We start from the raw sequence: 18,911 nt of genomic DNA on the forward strand, positions 1-18,911 counted from the left end.
AGGACTTCTTACTTCAGCTTTAGCCGGTCTAATTCGCGCTTGGCATCCCGCTCACGCATGGTGTCACGTTTGTCGTGCAGCTTTTTACCGCGCCCTACAGCAATCTCTATTTTTGCCAGGCCACGGTCGTTGATGAACAGGCGGGTGGGCACGACGGTCAAGCCTTTCTCTTCCATCTTACCTTCCAGTTTTTTTATCTCGGAACGCTTCAGCAACAGCTTCCGTTCCCGGCCGGCTTCGTGGTTGTAATGCGTTCCCTGTGCGTAGGGTGTGATCGTAATCCCTTTCACAAAAAGCTCCCCATGGCTCGTATAACAGTAGCCATCCTGCAAGTTGACCTTCCCTTCGCGGATCGACTTGATCTCTGTGCCGCGCAGCACCATCCCTGCCACATAACGGTCGAGCAGCTCGTACTCATATCCTGCCTGACGGTTTTTGATGTTAATATCGTTCGAAAATCTGGGTTTCGTCATGGTTGTTTTAATAGTTGCCCAATCTTATTGCGCTTCAGGATCTTTTGTCCTGTGCGCCCGGTGGCGATGAGCCGGTCGCCCACGGATGCCTCCAACGTACACAACAGCTCATGGTTGTGTTGCGATTCGATCCGGGCGGTAAAGATAATCTCTTCTCCCGGAAAAGCCGGCGATTTGTGATCGATGCTTAGGTGTGTACCGATACCTTCCTCGTCGTCGTCACATATTTCCAGTACAAACAGGCGGCTGGTCCACTCCATGTCGCGGGCCAGGGCAAACGTCGAGCAGACGGCATGCACCAGGCCGTTGGGGAATGCCGCCAGGTCGGCGACCTCCACCTGGTGGCGGTAAACGCGGGTATCACCTTCGGTGAATAGGTTTTTCATGGTTCAGACCGGTTATGTCGACAGCGGCATGCGCGCCAGCGGCGCCACGTCCAGCGGGGCGAACAGGCCGCGCTGATATTTATAGTGGGCCGCCATAGCAATCATGCCGGCGTTGTCGGTACAGTATTGAAAGGCCGGAATAAACACTTCCCATCCCCGCTGTTCACCCAGCGCGTGCAGCCGCTGCCGCAATCCCTGGTTCGCCGATACGCCCCCGGCAATGGCCACTTGCCGGATGCCCGTCTGGGCACAGGCCTGCTCTACACGCGTCAGCAACATCGACACGAGGTGATGCTGCAGACTGGCGCAAATATCGGCCAGGTTTTCCTCAACAAAGGCCGGATTGTCTTTCTTTTTATCACGCAGGAAGTATAAAAAAGCAGTTTTTATACCGCTAAAGGAGAAATCCAGGCCTGGCATGACCGTCTCTGAGAATTTATAGGCACGTGGATTGCCCTGTTGGGCATATTTGTCGATCAGGGGGCCGCCAGGGTATGGCAGGCCCAGAATCTTAGCGGCTTTGTCAAAGGCTTCGCCCACGGCGTCGTCCTGGGTTTGGCCGATCACTTCCATATCAAGGTAATCTTTTACCAGCACGATTTGGGTGTGACCGCCGCTGACGGTCAGGCACAAAAACGGAAAGGACGGACGGGGCTCGTCGATAAAGTGAGCCAGGACGTGCGCCTGCATATGGTTGACTTCGATCAGGGGTATTTTCAGGCCCATGGCCAGCCCTTTGGCGAACGAAACCCCCACCAGCAGGGCACCCATTAATCCGGGGCCGCGGGTGAACGCGATGGCATCCAATGCTGTTCTGGTGGTACCGGCGCCCTCCAAAGCGGCGTCCACTACCGCCACGATGTTCTGCTGGTGCGCACGCGATGCCAGCTCGGGTACTACGCCGCCGTATTTTTGGTGTACCGCCTGTGAGGCGATAATATTATTAAGTACCTTGCCGTTTCTTATCACGGAGGCAGAAGTCTCATCGCAAGAGGACTCGATGGCAAGGATAACGGGACGCATATGATGAAGCATGAACCTGCAAGTTATCAAAAATAGGATTCGGAAGATACTTGTCTACTCCGTTACGGCCATTCTGTTCCTGTTCATCTCCGCCTTTTTGGTCTTGCAGATGCCACCCGTTCAAAACTGGCTTGCTTCACGTCTGTTAAAGGATTTTACACAAGTCACCGGTTTTCCGACCACCGTAACAGGCTTTCGCATGCTTTGGTTCGACCGCCTGGAGCTGACGGGGGTTAACGTCTACGACACCGAGCAGAACCGCATGATCGGGGCCAAGGAGATCCTCATCAACTTTAAGCTCTTACAACTCTTCCACCAGCAGGATATCAATATCGACGGCATTTATGTCGACAGTGCGCACGTGTTTGTGACCATGATCCAGGAATCGGATACCGCCCGGAACCTGAACATTAACGTCTTTATTGACCGCATCAACGAGATTTCGTCGGGTGGCGGTGGTGGCGGTACGGGTCGCACGCCACGGGTAAACATTGGCGAAGCGTTCCTGAACCGCAGCCAGTTCACCTACATTGACCAGGACAGCGATACCGTGCAGCAAGGGTTTGACTACCATCACTTCTCCCTGGCCGTAGACGAGGGCCACCTCAACAGCTTTGTGGTGTTGGGTGATACCACCGAGTTCTATGTACGTACGTTGATTGCGCAGGATCAGAAAACGCAGTTCAGCGTCAAACAACTTTCAACCTTCTTCCGACTCTCACAAGCGGGCATGGAGTTCACGGGCCTTAACCTGCAGGCGGGACAAAGCACGATTTCCGATACCGTGCTCTTCCACTACCGGGGGCACCGCGCATTGAGTCATTTTGTGGACGAAGTGTCGATTCATGCGCACCTGACAAAAACAATCATCGATCCGGAAGACCTCGAGCTGTTCGCCCCCGGTGTAAAACAGTTGGGGCAGCCGTTAACTGTCAGTGGCACTTTTAACGGCCGTGTCAACAAATTCAAGTATACCCAGATGGAAGTTGACATCGGGCGGTCGCGGTTGACGGGGTCATTGGAGATGGAAGGGCTACCGAACATCAACGAAACGTTTATCATCCTCAACCTGCGCAACTCTACGCTCGATCCAAACGACATTGCCTTCCTGTTCAACGAGCAGACGCTGGCGCGCCTGCGCCCCATGGGTGACCTGGCCATGCACGGGCAATTCCTGGGCTACCCGAACGACTTTGTTGCGAACGGTACTTTCTCCGGACGCCTGGGCACCATCCGCTCCGACATCAACTTAAAAGTAAATGAGGAAGATATCGATCGCTCGGTATACAAAGGGCGCGTGTCACTGATCAACTTTGACCTGGGTACGTACCTGGAAGACACGGCTATGTACCAACGGGTAAGCCTCGACGGTCAGATTGCCGGTTCGGGACTGACGCAGAAGACGGCCGATTTTCAACTGAACGGCCGGGTGAGCTCCATCGGTGTCAACAAGTATAACTATACCAACATCCGTACGGACGCCCGCTTTGCCTCAGGCTTGTTTCGCGGGCTGATGGAGATCAACGATCCTAATCTCGAGCTCACCGCCCGGGGCTCCATCGACCTGCGCGAGGGTCGTAATCAGATCCGCATTCGCGCGCGGCTCGATACTGCATACCTACACGAGCTTAACCTCTCACGCGACACACTCTTCTTGCACGCACGCGTGGCGGCCGACATTCAGGGGTTAACGCTTGACTCGTTGCGCGGTACCGCCGATGTGACGGACCTGATGCTGGAGTACAATCATGAGCACCTGAAGCTCGATCATATCCTGGTGGATGCCCAGCGCGATCACGGCACGCGCTCTTTTAAAGTACAATCTTCGTTGGCCGATGTCGAGGCCAAGGGTAACTATAACTTCTCTGACATCTCCTACGACATTCAGACGTTGGTGAAAGAAGTCTCGCTCAACATCCGGAACGACCAACACGAGATCGCCGAGTATTACCGGCAAAAGACCTACAAGCCTAAATCATACGAAGCCCAGATCGCGATTGACCTGAAAGATATCCGGCCGATCAACGACCTGCTGAACTTAAACTTGTCGCTGGCCCGCAACACCCATATTGACGGCCGCTTTACCAGCGGGCGTACCACGATCATCAACCTGTATACGGCCTTTGACTCACTGGAGTACCAGGGCAAAGTGTTTATCAACACCGACCTCGAGCTAACGACTTCTAAGATTGCCGACAGTACCAGCGTACTGTCGATGCTTACGGTAAACTCTGAGCGGCAAATCCTCAGCAAAAACCTGCAGACCAAGAACCTGCTGGCGGAAGCGATCTGGAATAAGAACCACATTGACTTTGGCCTCGATGCCGATCATGAAGGCAAGAACAACTATGTGCGCCTGAAGGGGGGCGTCGATTTCTTGCGTGACAGCACCATGGTAACCATGGCGCCCTCTGACGTCAAGATTCTCGAGCGCAACTGGACGTTTATGCCGGACAACTACGTGGCCATCCGCGGCAGCGATTGGACTTTCCACGACCTGGCATTGGAGAACGCCGAGCAGTACCTGCGTGTGAATGGCAAGATCTCCGAAGATCCTACCCAAGTCCTTTCCCTCAACATTCACAATCTTGATCTGGCACTGCTTGATGTACTGACTGACCTGAAATTCCGGGGCATTGCCGAAGCGCAAGTGGATGTGACGCATTACTACCAGGAACCTACATTTCAGAATACGCTACGAGTAAAGGATTTTACCATTAACGATTTTCTGGTGGGCGACATCTCCACGCAAAATCGTTGGGATACTACAGCGCGCCGGTTTGACATCAACTTGTTTGTTGACCGCTCACAAAGCCGCATCGTTAATTTGACGGGCCATTATACACCGGGGTTGTCCGACAGTCCGCTGAATTTGTCCGCCCGCCTGGAGAAAGCTGACCTCAAGATTGCCGAGCCTTTTCTGGGTGATATCTTTAGCCAGATTGGAGGTACGGTATCCGGCGACTTCCGGATTACCGGTACACTGAACGATCCTGCTATACGCGGCGAGGGTCGTACAGACGATGGCCAGATCATGATCAACTACCTCAAAACGATGTATCGTTTTACGGGGATCATCGGGCTTACGCCGACATCCTTATACTTTAAAGACATCGAGCTGGCCGACGTGCTGCGCAACAAAGCACGCCTCAACGGCACCATTAACCACCACAGTTTCTCCGACATGACCATCAACCTGGACGCGCGCTTCCGCAACTTCCAGGTACTAAACACGTCGCACAAAGACAATAGCTTGTTTTACGGACAGGCCTATGCCACGGGTGATCTGAACTTCAACGGCCCCCTGTCAAACCTGCGCATCACCTCGACGGCACGCACCGAGCGGAATACACACATCTATATCCCGCTGAGCGGTTCGTCATCGTCCGTCGACAAGAAAGAGTTTATATCCTTCGTGAACTTCAAGGATACTACCTTCACCAAAAAGATCGAAGGCAATTTCAATAACCGCGTCAGCCTGACGGGGCTCGCCCTGGATCTGAACCTGGACGTGACACCCGATGCCTACTGCGAGATCATCTTTGACCAAAAATCCGGCGATATCATTCGTGGACGCGGTAATGGTGATTTGAAGCTACAGCTCGACACGAAGGGTGAGTTCAACATGTTTGGTCCGTTCGAGTTCACCGAAGGGTGGTATAATTTTACGCTCTACGACATCATCAATAAAGAATTTACCGTGAAGAAAGGCAGCCGGATCACGTGGTATGGTAATCCGTACCAGGGCACGGTTGAGATCGATGCTTCTTACAATCAGATGGCATCGCTGGCGCCGCTCATTACCAGCACAGACCAGTCGGCTGGTACTTCTCCGCAGTTGCAACGCAAGTACCCCGTACAGGTAGCCTTGCGCCTGGATGGCCCGATGATGTCGCCCGAGATCAACTTCGACATTACGGCAAAGGATTTACCCAAGAATGTACAAACGGAAAGCGGCCGGGTAGTCAACCTGGACCTGGAATTTACGGCGTTCAAAAACAAGCTGGACGAGCAGGAACTTAAGCGCCAGGTATTCAGTTTGATCGTGTTGCGTCGCTTCTCGCCGCCGGAGTCGTTTGACGCCAGCGGATCCGTTGTAAACAGCTTGAGCGAGCTGCTCTCTAACCAACTAAGTCACTGGATGAGCCAGGTGGACGAAGACCTGGTGGTGGACGTAGACCTTGGCTCCATGGACCAGGAGACATTCAACACATTCCAGCTGCGGCTGTCGTATACGTTCCTGAACGGACGCCTGCGGGTAACGGGTGACGGTACGTTTAACAACACCTCCAGCTCTCCCACCAACAGCACCAACCCGAACGCACAGGCCAACCCTTCGAGCGTAGCGGGTGACTGGACGGTCGACTACATGCTTACCGCCGACGGCAAGCTGCGCGTAAAGATGTATAGCCGCACCAACGTCAACCCGATGCTGAGCTCGGTGAACACCAACCAAAACGCGATCACCACGGGCGCGAGTATTATCCACACGCAAAGCTTTAACGAGCTGCGCGACCTCTGGCAATCGGCACGCAAGCGTCGTAAAAAGCAGGAAGAGGAGCGCAAGAACGGCAACCGCGACGCAATCAAAGAAGATGAAGACACCGATTCCACCGGCACGGAGTAAACGCTGCTGTCTGTGCCTGCTGTTGTTCCTGTTTTCGGTCAGCGGCTTTTCACAAGTGGACTCTGCCCGACGGATCAATAAACCCCGACTCCGTGCCCTGGCCATCGGTGGAGCGGCGGCCTATGGCATCACGCTGGCCGGCCTCAATCACCTGTGGTATGCCGATACGCGTCGCCAATCCTTTCGCTTCTTCAACGATAATGCCGAGTGGAAACAGGTCGATAAGCTCGGACATTTTTACTCGTCCTTTTATTTCAGCTATGGCACCTCGCGGGCGCTGCAGGCCTGCCGCGTACCCGTGCGCAAAGCAGATCTCTGGGGTGCGCTGACGGGCTTTGCCGTGCTGGTGCCCGTAGAAATATTCGATGGTTTTTCAGACGCATACGGTGCCTCTGCTGGCGACCTGATTGCCGATGCCGCAGGCTCGGCATTCTACCTGGGCCAGTCCTACCTCTGGAACGAGGTGCGCATACATCCCAAGTTTTCGTTCCACCGCACGGACTATGCGCCACAGCGGCCCAACACGTTGGGCAAGGGGTTGCCGGATGAGATCCTAAAAGATTATAACGGTCAAACCCATTGGTTATCGGTGGATGTGGACAAGTTCATACACTTCCCGAAGTGGCTTAACCTGGCCGTGGGCTATGGTGCGCAGGGCATGGTCTATGCCCGCACGTCGCAGAACCAGGAGGCCGGCTATGGTACGCCTTATCGGCAATATTATCTTTCGCTGGACCTTGACCTGACGGCCTTTAAAACGAGGTCTAAGGTATGGAACACGCTGCTTTTCGTGGCCGGCATGATCAAGGTGCCGGCGCCATCCGTCGAATTCTCCGCACGGGGCACTCGTTTTCACGCATTTTATTTCTAACTTAGGCGGTATAACATTTAAATAAATCCCATGGTGGCGGGCCCTTTTTAGGAGCCATTTTTTTAACTTCATAGACCATCCACTTTAAAACCTACCATATATGATCTCTACTTTACCAGGCTTCATGGAGTACGTTGAAAAGTATGCCGATCACATCGGCGGCCAATACACCGACTACGACCATACCAAATCCGTGATTGTTGTGCCCATCAATGGCAGCCGTTACCAAACGGTACTGGCCAGCGCACAGACCAGCCCGGTATCGGGCCGCGAGCAGGCGCTCTTTACCTCGAAGGTATGTGAGTTCACTCCCAACATCGACCTCAAGGCGCTGCTGGAGCAAAACGCGCACTTCGACTACAGCAAGTTTATTCTCGAAGAAGGTTATGTGAAGGTAGAAGCTTCCTGCCTGTCGGAGACTGTTTCAGAAGAGCAAGTGAAAGAGATGATCCAGGAGGTAGCACAGCTCGCGGACCATTACGAGCTGAAGCTAACGGGCAAAGACATTCACTAGTCAACGTCGTTCGGACATTCTTCAACACCCCTGGGATTCCCCTGGGGCTGTTATGCTATTTACTTTCAAGCTTTCGCCGTACCTTTATGGCGGTGAGCCGCCTTATCGCTCTTTTGTCACAGAAAGGGAGGAAAGTCCGGGCAACATAGGGCAGCGTACTTCCTAACGGGAAGGTCTTGTGCTGGTGACGGCGCAGGAACAGACAGTGCCACAGAAAATAACTACCCGTGGGGATTTATCCTTGCGGGAAAAGGTGAAAAGGTGAGGTAAGAGCTCACCGGGCGGCTGGCGACAGTCGTTGCAGGGTAAACCTTACGCGTTGAAAGGTCAAATAGGTTCCGGGCATCAAGCGGCCCGTTTGGCTGTAGGCTTCACGGTCTGCAGCACCGGAACGGGTAGACTGATAGAGCCTGTCTGTGAAGGCAGGCCCAGATAAATGATAAGGACTCCCGCAAGGGATGACAGAACCCGGCTTACAGGCTTACCACTTTTAAACCCACCCTACCGACGAGGTCTGGTGGGTTTAATTTTTATGCGATACCTTTACGAGGTATGGCCAAGATTCTGATCATTGAAGACGATGCGCGCATTCGCGCTGTTCTGAAAGAAATACTCGAAGAGAAAGAGCACGACGTACAAGAGGCCGCCGACGGCCAGGAGGGTTTTAAGAAGCTCGAGCAGGGCAGCTTCGACCTTTGTCTGTGCGACATCAAGATGCCCAAAATGGACGGACTCGAAGTGCTGGACAAGGTAAAGGAGGTGGGCATTGCTACCAACTTCATTGTGATCTCGGCCCACGGCACCATCGACGTAGCCGTCGAAGCGGTTAAGAAAGGCGCTTTCGACTTTTTGCAGAAGCCCTTTGACCTGGGGCGCCTGGAAATTACCCTGCGCAACGCCCTGGATAAAACCAACCTGGTCAAAGAGACCAAAACCCTGCGCAAGAAGATCTCCAAAAAGTTTGATATGGTGGGCGACTCCGAGCCCATCCGCCAGGTAAAAGAGATGATCGAGAAGGTCGCTCCCACTGACGCCCGCGTGCTGATCAACGGCCCTAACGGTGCCGGTAAAGAACTGGTGGCGCGTTGGGTACATGAAAAGAGTAAACGCGCGGACGGTCCGCTGATCGAAGTAAACTGTGCTGCTATTCCATCGGAGCTGATCGAGAGCGAATTGTTTGGGCATGAGAAGGGCTCATTCACTTCGGCTGTTAAACAGCGTATTGGAAAGTTTGAACTAGCGGAGGGCGGCACATTATTCCTGGATGAGATCGGTGATATGAGCCTGTCGGCGCAAGCGAAAGTGTTGCGCGCCTTACAGGAAAGTAAGATTACCCGGGTCGGTGGGGATAAAGAAATTACGGTGAATGTACGCGTGGTGGCGGCTACGAATAAAGATTTGCGTAAGGAGATTGAGGAGCACCGGTTTCGGGAAGATCTCTTTCACCGGTTGAGTGTGATTATTATCAAGGTGCCTGCGTTGAATGATCGTAAAGATGATATACCGCTGCTGGCGGATAAGTTTTTGCACGACATTGCTGATGAGTATGGGGCAAAAAAGAAGTCGTTTGATGCGGCAGCGTTGACGGCATTGCAGGCGCATAACTGGACGGGGAATATTCGGGAGCTGCGGAACGTGGTCGAGCGGCTTGTTATTATGGGCGGTGATGAGATTACGGCAGAGGATGTGAAGCGTTACCTGTAAATCTCGGCAGTTTAAGACTGCCGGGCAGTTCTGGTCATCTGGATGCCAGCAAAAGCAGGGATGACCTACTCTTGAGCTAGAGTCAAGCTAGTGTTATGCTAGACATAAGCTAGTCCTAAAAGGACCAGGATAATTACCGGATGTCAAGTACTGGACCTCTGTCAAACTCCCGCTTCGATCTGTTCTTGGCCGGACGTTATACCCCCGACACATTCCAGGCTTTGGCAGAATCGTATCGTATTGCTCCCTGGGTCACCACTAGCGGTGAAGGAACGTTCTCGGTATAAATAGCGCCTGTCCCTAATCCCTGCGGCATACTCATCGCCGTGCTATATTCAGCTGTAAACTGACAAATTGCATTCAATCCAACATTCGACTCCAACGCCGACGTAATCCACCACCCTACTCCGTGCTGCTCCGCCGCCGTGATCCACGCACGGCATCCTGACAGCCCACCATGCAAGGTGGGCTTCAAAATAATATAGGCAGGTTTTAACCGCTCGATCAGGGCTACACGCGCTTCTCCCTCCACACCAATCAACTCTTCATCCAATGCTACCGGCACTGGCGACTGACGAATGATGTCCGCCAGTTCTGGCGATCCCTGCTTAATGGGCTGCTCGATGGAATGTATATTGAATTTTGCCAACGCTTCCAACTTCATCAATGCCTCTTCGGGCTTAAAAGCCCCGTTGGCATCCAGCCGGATCGTCAGGTTCTCCCGAAAATACCGCTGCCGGATATATTGCAGCACATCGCATTCGCGATCAAAGTTTAACCCTCCTACTTTCAATTTGATGCATGTAAACCCCTTAGCGATCTTGTCGTTGATCTGCTGCATCATAAAATCCAGGTTACCCATCCAGATAAGGCCGTTGATGGGGATCGACTGGCCCTGGACAAAGCCGTTATCAAAGATCACCCGCCGGCCGCCGTGTTGCCAGTCGAGAAGGGCCGTCTCCAATCCGAAAGTAATGGACGGAAAGCCTGCGGGCGCTGTTTGCTCAACCCATATTGGCGGCAGGTTTTGCAGGGTGTTGGTCTGCATCACTTTCTGCAGCGTAGCTTGTAATATTTCTTCAAAGTCCGGCCGCGCATCGATGCTGAGGCCCGGGAGTGGGCCGCATTCGCCCAGCCCGACTACGCCCGGGGCGGCATCGTCCCAAAGCTTGATGAACCACGAGATCTTGTCGCGCATGGGGCCACGCGAGGTACGCGCCTGGAAATTGAACTCGAATGTTTTCTGTGTGAATGCTGCGTGCACGGCCATGGCTGTAAAATAAATTTAATTCGCGGTGTGATGAAAATTGTCCCGGACAAATCTGGCGTAGGCCGTAACTTTGGTCCTATGAAGGCCATCGACATGCAGGATTATACGTATGCGCTACCGCCCGAGCGGATCGCGCACCACCCGCTACAGCAACGCGACCAATCGAAGTTGCTGCTGTACCGGGGCGGGTCGATCCAGCACGAGGTCTTCTCTTCCCTACCCGACTACCTGCCCGCCAACACCTCGCTGTTCTTTAACGACACCAAGGTAATCCCTGCGCGGCTGCATTTTACCAAAGACACCGGAGCCACCATTGAAGTATTCCTGCTACAGCCTGTGGCCCCGTCGCCGCTGATTGCCGAAGCCATGACGGCCCAGGGGGCGAGCACCTGGAAGTGTACCATTGGCAACCTGAAGAAATGGGCCGAGGGCTCTGTACTGGAAAAGGATGTACACGGCGTGCCCTTGCGTGCCCGACTGCTGGACCGTACAGAAGGGTTGGTAGCGTTTGAGTGGGCAACGCCTTACGCCTTTGCTGAGATCATTCAACGCTCGGGTGAAATGCCACTGCCGCCCTACCTGAAGCGCGCGGCGGAGGCTGCAGACCGGGATCGCTATCAAACGGTGTATGCTCACCATGCGGGCGCTGTTGCGGCACCAACGGCTGGCTTGCACTTCACTCCTGCCGTGCTGGAGGCCATGCGCGCTAAAGGCATTCAAACTGACTTCCTCACGTTGCATGTCAGCGCGGGTACCTTTCAACCGGTGAAGGTTCAGCATGCTGCTGACCATACCATGCACACCGAGCAAGTGCTCGTTACTCGTCGTAACCTGGAGAATTTGTTGCAGCCGGGGCGGTTTATCGTGCCGGTGGGGACCACGTCAATGCGTACGTTGGAGAGTTTGTATTGGTATGGAGTTCGGCTGATGGCCGACGCAGAGGCGCCGTTTGTTATTACGCAGCATGATCCGTATCAGGATTATGTGTCGTTACCTTCTACTGTGGTGGCGCTGGAGCGTGTGCTGGCGCGGATGGATGCGCTGCAGACGGATACGTTAACAGGGGATACAAGTATCTATATTATGCCAGGGTATACATTCCGGGTTTGTAAGGGATTGGTGACGAATTTTCATCAGCCGGGGTCGACGCTTATACTGCTGGTGGCGGCGTTGGTTGGAGGAGATTGGAAGCGAATTTATGATGAAGCCTTGGGGAATGGATATCGATTTTTAAGCTATGGGGATAGTTCGCTGTTATTGCCTAATGGGTAAACCGTTCCCTTCCGCAACTTTCATTTTACTATAGTCACTATAAGCTTACTATAAGTCAACCATAGGTATGGTATAGGTATGCCATGGGTATGGTGGTAGCTTTGGTATAGGCATGAGCCATCATTTATGGTTTCCTGTTCCAGGTTCCAACATGGCTGCTACGCTGCGGGCCAGCTCTTTCCGCGAATACAGTAAATGGCCATTGCCTGTAGCTGCTTTTAGCTCACCCTGCTGCCAGTGACGGAAGACATTCAGAATGAAAGCCTTGATCGCCGCAGGATTTTTGTCATCAATCATCGCTCCCGCGCCGGTGGCATTCAGCATCACGGCCGCATCACCATGCTCAGGACCAACGCCCAGTACAGGCAGCCCCGTAGCCAGGTATTCAAACAGCTTGCCCGGCAAATAGCCTTCTGCGTCTTTATATCCTGTTAGCACGACGAGCAATAACGATGACTGCCCATAAAGGCTCATCAGCTCTTTGTGTGGCACGTTGCCCATGAATAATGATATACCGGACAGTACCGGATCAGCGGTAACAAACGCCCGAAACTGCGGATGTACCTCACCGGTAAACTCGATACGCACACGCTCGCGAAAGACCGCATCTTCTTCCATCAGCACCTTCACGGCTTGCATGAAGGGACGTGGATTATTCTTTTCATTGATGATCCCGACGTGTCGGATCACGAAGTTTTCTGTCGGTCGAACCTGTACTTCGCGGAAGTCGTCAGTATCAAAACCGTTGGTGAGCAATTGCACGCGGCGCTGGCCGAGGTGCTCGAACTGGCGCACGTAAAAAGGCGTGACGGTAATCACCTTGTCAGCTTCTTTCAATACACAGCGCTCAAGACGGCGGTGCTGGTTACGGGCGAAGCTTCCGGACATCAGGCTGTCGAGCAGGCCCCATTCACTCCATGGGTCGCGGAAGTCGGCGATCCAGGTTAGGTTGGGGTTCTTGCGTTTGAGGCGACGGCCGATCAGGTGCATGCTGTGCGGCGGGCCGGTGGTGATGATGGTCGGGATGTTGTGCTCTTTCAGGTATTTATGAAGGTAGCGCGCGGCGGGGCGCACCCAAAATATACGTGGGTCGGGAATGAGCATGTTGCCGCGTACCCATGTGCTGATCTTTTGGAACAGCGACCTGGGGCCAGCCGATGCCACGAGGTCAGTGGGCCTGGCGGATTTCTTGCGGCCAAACCAGCCCGACATTTTGAAGAAAGCATCGTACGGTTCCCAGATGGGAAGCTTGATCACCTCGGCTTCGGGCGGCACGTCTTTAAGCAACGACTCATCGCGAATGGCAAAGGCCGGGTTCTCGGGTGTGAACACATAGGGTTTGCAGCCGAATTGCGGCAGGTATTTTACCAGCTTGAGCCAGCGCTGTACACCACTGCCTCCGCTCGGAGGCCAGTAATAGGTAATGATGAGTACTTTCTTTTCGGTCACGGTATATGGGCTTCTTCGTCTCTTGCTTATACGGCCGCGGGGGCCATGGCTTGTTCTACATCGTGCAGAATACTGTCGAATTCAAACGGGCTATACCAACGCATGGCTTCGTCGCGCTGGAACCATGTCAGCTGCCTTTTGGCGTAGCGCCGGGAGTTGCGTTTCAGCAACCGGATGGCTTCGTCGCGGTCGTATTGGCCATCCATCCAGTCGAAAATCTCCTGGTAACCCACGGTCTGCAACGCGTTGTGTGCGCGGAATGGATACAATGCTCGTGCCTCCTCAAAGAGACCGGCGTCGATCATGGCGTCCATACGGGCGTCGATGCGGGCGTAGAGCTGTTCGCGTGGCAATGTAAGGCCCACCCGGTGTACGTGGAAGGGCAACGCGTGTTGCCGTTGCGTACGAAAAGCGGCGATGGACTGACCCGTGCCGCGCTTTACCTCCAGCGCGCGGATGAGGCGGTGGGGGTTGTGACGGTCGATGGTGGCCAGCAATGCGGGGTCTTCCTCCTCCATGCGCGCTTGTAACCAGCCGATCCCCTGGGTCTCGAATTGCGCTACGAGCTCGGCCCGGATAGATTCGGGCACCTCGGGGATGTCGTCAAATCCTTCCAGCACGGCTTTGATGTACAGGCCGGAGCCACCGCAGAGCACCAGTACATTGTGCTCGCGGAACAGGGTGTCGATCAGCGCCAGTGCGTCGCGACCATATTGGGCGGCGTCGCAGGCCGTCTCGATCGAGTGGCTGTCGACAAAATAATGGCGCACCTGCGCCTGCTCTTCGGGTGTGGGCTTGGCGGTGCCGATGGTCATTTCGCGAAACAGCTGACGGGAGTCTGCCGAGATCACCACGGTGTGGAAATGTTTTGCCACAGCAATAGCGACCGCCGTTTTTCCGACGGCAGTAGGCCCGGCGACCACAATCAGATGCTTGTTTTCCTGCTTCAAGCCCGCAAATTACGCAATAAAACCAAGCCATCGCGTGTATGGCCAGGCGCTTCTGCGGGCGCGCCACTTCGACTTAAAATGCTTATCTTGCCCCCTGGAACAGACAACAACCGCGATGATCAAATACACAACCCAGTTTCTGCTAAAAGTTGAAGAGATGGTGACTGAGTCTGACTATACCCTGCGTTATGAGAAGGGCAATTTCAAGTCGGGCTACTGCGTGCTGAAAGACCAGAAGATCATGATCGTGAATAAGTTCTTTACCACAGAAGGAAAGATCAACGCCCTGCTCGATATCCTGAAAAATACAGTCCTCGATCCGACGAAGTTCTCCGATAAAAGCCGCAAGCTGCATGAGGAGCTGAACTTGCCACAAGCGCAGGCACAGCCAACTCCGGAGGAAACCCCGGAAGGCGAGCCGCAGGCGCAAACTTCCGAGGGAGAACAACAGACCACTGCCGCTTGAAAATAACGTTTCTAGGCACCGGCACTTCACAGGGTGTACCCGTGATCGGCTGTACGTGTGACGTATGCCGCTCGCTGGACTACCGTGATAAGCGCTTGCGCACGGCCCTGCACATCGCCGTCGATGGTCAGAGCCTGGTGGTCGACACGGGGCCTGACTTTCGCCAGCAGATGCTGCGTGAGTATATCGAGCGCCTCGATGCCGTGCTCTTCACGCACGCTCACCGCGACCACACTGCCGGCCTGGACGACGTACGGGCTTATAATTTTTTACAAAACATGGACATGCCGGTATACGGCTCACAGGCTACGCTCGACCAGCTTGCCGTGGAGTATGCCTACGCTCTTTCCGGCCCGGCTTACCCCGGGATACCACGCCTCACGCTGCTGCCCATTAATGAAGATGCCTTTACCGTTAACGGCATCTCTATTCTGCCGTTGCCTGTCATGCACTTGCGCATGCCGGTGTTTGGTTTTCGCATCGGCAACTTCAGCTATATAACGGACGCCAACTATATACCCGAAGAGACCTTCGAACGCCTCCAGGGCACGGAAGTACTTGTACTGAATGCGTTGCAGCGCGAACACCATATATCGCACTTCAACCTGGGCGAAGCATTGGAAACGATTCAACGCATCGCACCCAGACAAACGTACCTGACGCACATCAGCCACAAGCTGGGACTCCATAGCGCGGTCCAGCACGAGCTGCCTGCTACGGTAGCACTGGCCTACGACGGTCTTCAAGTGGATATTGGTTCGTAAGCCGATACCTGTCATTTTTATTCTACATCGGTGCACAACAATTATTACTTTCTCCGTCCGCTCAGTCATTCCCTCGACACGCTCATGCGTGGTACGGTAATATCGGAGTGCTTTAGCCAAAACAAAGACGAGCTCATCATTCGGTTCGAAACCCTTACCGAACCTTTCTTTATCAAGGCCAGCCTGGAACCCGCGTTTTCATGTTTGGCGTTCCCCACGAATTTTCATCGCGCACGCAAAAACAGTGTAGACCTCTTTCCGATACTGATCGGCCAACGCGTTGCATCCGTACGGTGCATTGAAAATGAACGCAGCATTGCGCTCACGCTGAGCAACAATCTGACGTTATTATTTAAAATGCACGCCAACCGTTCGAACGTATTGTTGTTTGAGCACAACGCCGTGATCGCGCTCTTCCGGAACAATTTGCCCGCCGACGAAGGGTTGGACCTTTCGACAATCGACCGCACCATTGATTGGTCGTACGAAGCCTTTATACAACACCCGGACAATCCAGGGGCGCTCTATTTTACATTTGGAAAAGTTACCTGGAAGTACCTCGCCCGGCAAGGTTTCGATACACAACCGCCCGCTGTACGTTGGCAAATGATCCAGGATGTACGCGCGTTGCTGGATACGCCGGTATACCGCATTGCCGAGGCTAATGGCACGGTATATCTCTCGTTATTACCTGTACCCGCTGTCGTGCGCGAGTTTACCAATCCACTCGAGGCCATTAATGAGTTCTTTTACACATACACGCATCAGGCGGCGTTTGTACGCGAGCGGCAAGCGGCTATCGCTTCCTTACGTGAAAAGCTGAAAGGCAGCGAGAACTATTATCAGAAAACTTTCGAGAAGCTCGCCGAAGTAGAGCGCGACACGAATTATAAAACATGGGCTGATCTGATCATGGCCTATATGCACACATTACATCCCGGACAGGAAACCGTCACATTGCCCGACTTCTACAACGATCAGAACACGGTTACCATCAAGTTAAAAAAGGACCTGTCACCACAAAAGAACGCGGAGGCTTTTTACCGTAAGGCCAAGAACCAGCACATCGAAATACAACGACTGCAACAGTCGCTCGAGATCAAAGAAAAAGAAATGGCAACGCTTAGGCGGGAGATTGAAGTGCTCGAGGCTTCAACCGACTTGAAGGCCCTGCGCGGCGAGATCGGTAAGAACCCACTGTTTGCCGTCAAAGAAAAGCAGGCTGCCCCCCTGCCCTACCATGAGTTCGAGCACAAGGGCTTTAGAATCTGGGTGGGCCGCAACGCGCAGAGCAACGACGTGCTCACGCTACGGTACGGCTACAAGGAAGACCTCTGGCTGCACGCCAAAGACGTGCCCGGTTCGCACGTGTTGATTAAACACCAGGCAAACAAACCCTTTCCCAAAGATGTGATCGAGCGCGCCGCAGAACTGGCGGCGTATAACTCCAAACGAAAGACGGAAACACTGTGCCCTGTTATCGTCACACCGCGCAAGTATGTACGCAAGCGTAAGGGTGATCCTGCCGGAGCAGTAGTCGTAGAACGTGAAGAGGTCATTTTGGTTGTGCCTCGCTTGGACGCTACACCCTGATATGAAAAGAGGCTACCGTATCCGGCAGCCTCTTTATATTTCGTGGCAGGCAACCCTGCGTCACGGATTATTTTACAATGTTGATCTTGAGCGTGTTGGTGCGAGCTTTCTCCTGGATCGGCATGCTGGCCAATACAATGATGATGTCGCCTGTGGTCACGTGACCTTCGCGCTTCAACACTTCTTCCACGTCGGCAATGGTCTCGTCGGTTGAGTTCACCTTGTCGTAGAAGTAGGCTTGTGTTCCCCACACCAGGTTCATTTTGGTCAGGAGCGACGCGTTGGACGTAAACACAAAGATATTAGCATTCGGACGGTAAGACGATGACTTGAAGGCTGTATAGCCTGACTGCGTCATACCGACAATGGCTTTGGCACCTACGTCTTTGGCCAGCTTACAGGCGGCCAACACAAAATTGTCGTGAATATGCGTAGCCGAGTCTTTTTGCACTTCGCGGAAGCGGTAGTACGTGTTGGGGCTCTTTTCAACCGACGCCACGGTGCGCACCATGGAGCGGATTACTTCGATCGGGAATCGACCCGCAGCGGTCTCGGCCGACAGCATTACGGCGTCAGCACCATCCATCACGGCGTTGGCCACGTCGTTGGTTTCCGCACGTGTAGGACGTGGGTTTTCGATCATGCTTTCCATCATCTGGGTAGCGACGATCACGGGCTTGCCCACGCGGTTACACTTCTCTACCAGCATCTTTTGTACCATCGGTACTTCTTCCAGCCAGATCTCTACACCCAGGTCGCCACGGGCCACCATTACGGCGTCGGTCAGGTTAATGATCTCGTCGATGTTGCTGAGGGCTTCGGGCTTTTCGATCTTGGCAATGATGCGGGCAGAGGACTTGCGCTCGTCAAGAATTTCACGGAGTTGCTGGATATCAGAAGCTTTCCGTACAAACGACAGGGCGATCCAGTCTACGTCGTTGGCAATACCAAACTCAAGATCTTTCAAATCTTTTTCAGTCAGCGACGGGGCTGACACTTTTGTAAAGGGCAGATTGATGCCTTTGCGCGACTTGAGTGGGCCGCCATAGACAACCTCTGTTATAACGTCTCCACCGCGTACTTCTTTTACTTTCAGCTCGATCTTGCCGTCGTCTACCAGTATCGTGTCACCGGTTGCTACGTCGTTGGGGAGATTCTTGTACGAGGTGCTCACCAGCTCGCGGTTGCCCACCAGGTCACGCGTGGTAATGGTAAGCTCCTGTCCCGGTTCGATGATAATCCCGGGCTCCATTTCGTCGACGCGGATTTTGGGGCCTTGCAGGTCTTGCAGCAAAGAGACTGTCGTACCCATCTCCTTGTTAATCTCACGCACAAAGTGAATCACCTTGAGGTGATCTTCGTGCTTACCGTGTGAGAAGTTGAGGCGGAATACATCCACGCCCTCTTTCACCAACGCACGCAGCATTTCTTTTGAGTTGGAAGCAGGGCCTACAGTGGCAACAATTTTAGTCTTGTTGTACGATACTTTTTCTAACATAGGTTAAAAGGAATATTTCTCTGGATATGGTGGTACTATGAGTGCTTCAGT

15 protein-coding genes and 1 other RNA gene are annotated in these 18,911 nt (G+C 53.7%); 9 read left to right on the forward strand and 7 right to left on the reverse strand.

Annotation, left to right across the window (positions count from 1 at the left end; all coding sequences use genetic code 11):
- Window positions 1-8: 8 nt before the first annotated feature.
- Genes smpB through tsaD form a run of 3 tightly spaced genes read right to left on the reverse strand, consistent with a single transcriptional unit; the run spans window position 9 to window position 1,882 of the window.
- Window positions 9-473, reverse strand: coding sequence for an SsrA-binding protein SmpB (smpB, locus tag K7P01_RS02205; RefSeq protein ID WP_267289372.1), 465 nt, complete (start codon window positions 471-473; stop codon window positions 9-11).
- A complete protein-coding gene (locus tag K7P01_RS02210; protein ID WP_267289374.1) occupies window positions 470-859 on the reverse strand; it encodes a thioesterase family protein in 390 nt (129 codons plus the stop codon). The genes smpB and K7P01_RS02210 overlap by 4 nt, the downstream gene beginning before the upstream one ends.
- A 12-nt stretch (window positions 860-871) precedes the next feature.
- Window positions 872-1,882: a tRNA (adenosine(37)-N6)-threonylcarbamoyltransferase complex transferase subunit TsaD gene (tsaD, locus tag K7P01_RS02215; protein WP_267292356.1), complete on the reverse strand. Its 1,011-nt coding sequence runs from the start codon at window positions 1,880-1,882 to the stop codon at window positions 872-874.
- A gap of 10 nt (window positions 1,883-1,892) precedes the next feature.
- On the opposite strand from tsaD, the gene K7P01_RS02220 reads away from it, so the two are divergent.
- The 5 genes from K7P01_RS02220 to K7P01_RS02240 all read left to right on the forward strand — a co-directional run bounded on the left by K7P01_RS02220 (window position 1,893) and on the right by K7P01_RS02240 (window position 9,598).
- Window positions 1,893-6,509 carry a translocation/assembly module TamB domain-containing protein gene (locus K7P01_RS02220; protein WP_267289376.1) on the forward strand — a complete coding sequence of 1,539 codons (4,617 nt, stop codon included), beginning with the start codon at window positions 1,893-1,895 and terminating at the stop codon, window positions 6,507-6,509.
- The gene (locus K7P01_RS02225; protein ID WP_267289379.1) at window positions 6,478-7,380 is read left to right on the forward strand and encodes a YfiM family protein; all 903 of its coding nucleotides are present in this window, start codon (window positions 6,478-6,480) and stop codon (window positions 7,378-7,380) included. The genes K7P01_RS02220 and K7P01_RS02225 overlap by 32 nt, the downstream gene beginning before the upstream one ends.
- Window positions 7,381-7,480: 100 nt before the next feature.
- A complete protein-coding gene (locus K7P01_RS02230) occupies window positions 7,481-7,894 on the forward strand; it encodes a YbjN domain-containing protein (protein ID WP_267289381.1) in 414 nt (137 codons plus the stop codon).
- Between the two features lie 89 nt (window positions 7,895-7,983).
- An RNA gene (gene rnpB, locus K7P01_RS02235) (RNase P RNA component class A) lies at window positions 7,984-8,386 on the forward strand.
- Between the two features lie 60 nt (window positions 8,387-8,446).
- The gene (locus tag K7P01_RS02240; protein WP_267289383.1) at window positions 8,447-9,598 is read left to right on the forward strand and encodes a sigma-54-dependent transcriptional regulator; all 1,152 of its coding nucleotides are present in this window, start codon (window positions 8,447-8,449) and stop codon (window positions 9,596-9,598) included.
- Between the two features lie 196 nt (window positions 9,599-9,794).
- Here the strand turns inward: K7P01_RS02240 and K7P01_RS02245 are convergent, their stop codons facing one another.
- Window positions 9,795-10,868 (reverse strand): o-succinylbenzoate synthase, encoded by a 1,074-nt coding sequence (locus K7P01_RS02245; protein WP_267289385.1) that lies wholly within the window; start codon window positions 10,866-10,868, stop codon window positions 9,795-9,797.
- A 30-nt stretch (window positions 10,869-10,898) separates the two neighbouring features.
- Here K7P01_RS02245 and K7P01_RS02250 point away from each other — a divergent pair, with 30 nt between their 5' ends.
- Window positions 10,899-12,140: an S-adenosylmethionine:tRNA ribosyltransferase-isomerase gene (locus K7P01_RS02250; RefSeq protein WP_267292358.1), complete on the forward strand. Its 1,242-nt coding sequence runs from the start codon at window positions 10,899-10,901 to the stop codon at window positions 12,138-12,140.
- Between the two features lie 120 nt (window positions 12,141-12,260).
- On the opposite strand, the gene K7P01_RS02255 is transcribed toward K7P01_RS02250, so the two are convergent.
- Both K7P01_RS02255 and miaA read right to left on the reverse strand, forming a co-directional pair.
- Window positions 12,261-13,589, reverse strand: a complete 1,329-nt coding sequence (locus tag K7P01_RS02255; RefSeq protein ID WP_267289387.1) for a glycosyltransferase family 4 protein — start codon at window positions 13,587-13,589, stop codon at window positions 12,261-12,263.
- Window positions 13,590-13,615: 26 nt separating this feature from the next.
- Window positions 13,616-14,512: a tRNA (adenosine(37)-N6)-dimethylallyltransferase MiaA gene (gene miaA / locus K7P01_RS02260; RefSeq protein WP_317987610.1), complete on the reverse strand. Its 897-nt coding sequence runs from the start codon at window positions 14,510-14,512 to the stop codon at window positions 13,616-13,618.
- Between the two features lie 142 nt (window positions 14,513-14,654).
- Here miaA and K7P01_RS02265 point away from each other — a divergent pair, with 142 nt between their 5' ends.
- The 3 genes from K7P01_RS02265 to K7P01_RS02275 are packed head-to-tail and all read left to right on the forward strand — an operon-like array spanning window position 14,655 to window position 17,362.
- A complete protein-coding gene (locus K7P01_RS02265; RefSeq protein WP_317987601.1) occupies window positions 14,655-15,005 on the forward strand; it encodes a hypothetical protein in 351 nt (116 codons plus the stop codon).
- Window positions 15,002-15,769: an MBL fold metallo-hydrolase gene (locus K7P01_RS02270; RefSeq protein WP_267289391.1), complete on the forward strand. Its 768-nt coding sequence runs from the start codon at window positions 15,002-15,004 to the stop codon at window positions 15,767-15,769. The genes K7P01_RS02265 and K7P01_RS02270 overlap by 4 nt, the downstream gene beginning before the upstream one ends.
- A 30-nt stretch (window positions 15,770-15,799) precedes the next feature.
- Window positions 15,800-17,362, forward strand: coding sequence for an NFACT RNA binding domain-containing protein (locus K7P01_RS02275; RefSeq protein WP_267289393.1), 1,563 nt, complete (start codon window positions 15,800-15,802; stop codon window positions 17,360-17,362).
- A gap of 67 nt (window positions 17,363-17,429) precedes the next feature.
- Here K7P01_RS02275 and pyk read toward each other — a convergent pair whose 3' ends face one another.
- Window positions 17,430-18,860 carry a pyruvate kinase gene (gene pyk, locus K7P01_RS02280; RefSeq protein ID WP_267289395.1) on the reverse strand — a complete coding sequence of 477 codons (1,431 nt, stop codon included), beginning with the start codon at window positions 18,858-18,860 and terminating at the stop codon, window positions 17,430-17,432.
- Between the last annotated feature and the right edge of the window lie 51 nt (window positions 18,861-18,911).

This window comes from Parachryseolinea silvisoli, assembly GCF_021190955.1.
Lineage (GTDB): Bacteria > Bacteroidota > Bacteroidia > Cytophagales > Cyclobacteriaceae > Ohtaekwangia > Ohtaekwangia silvisoli.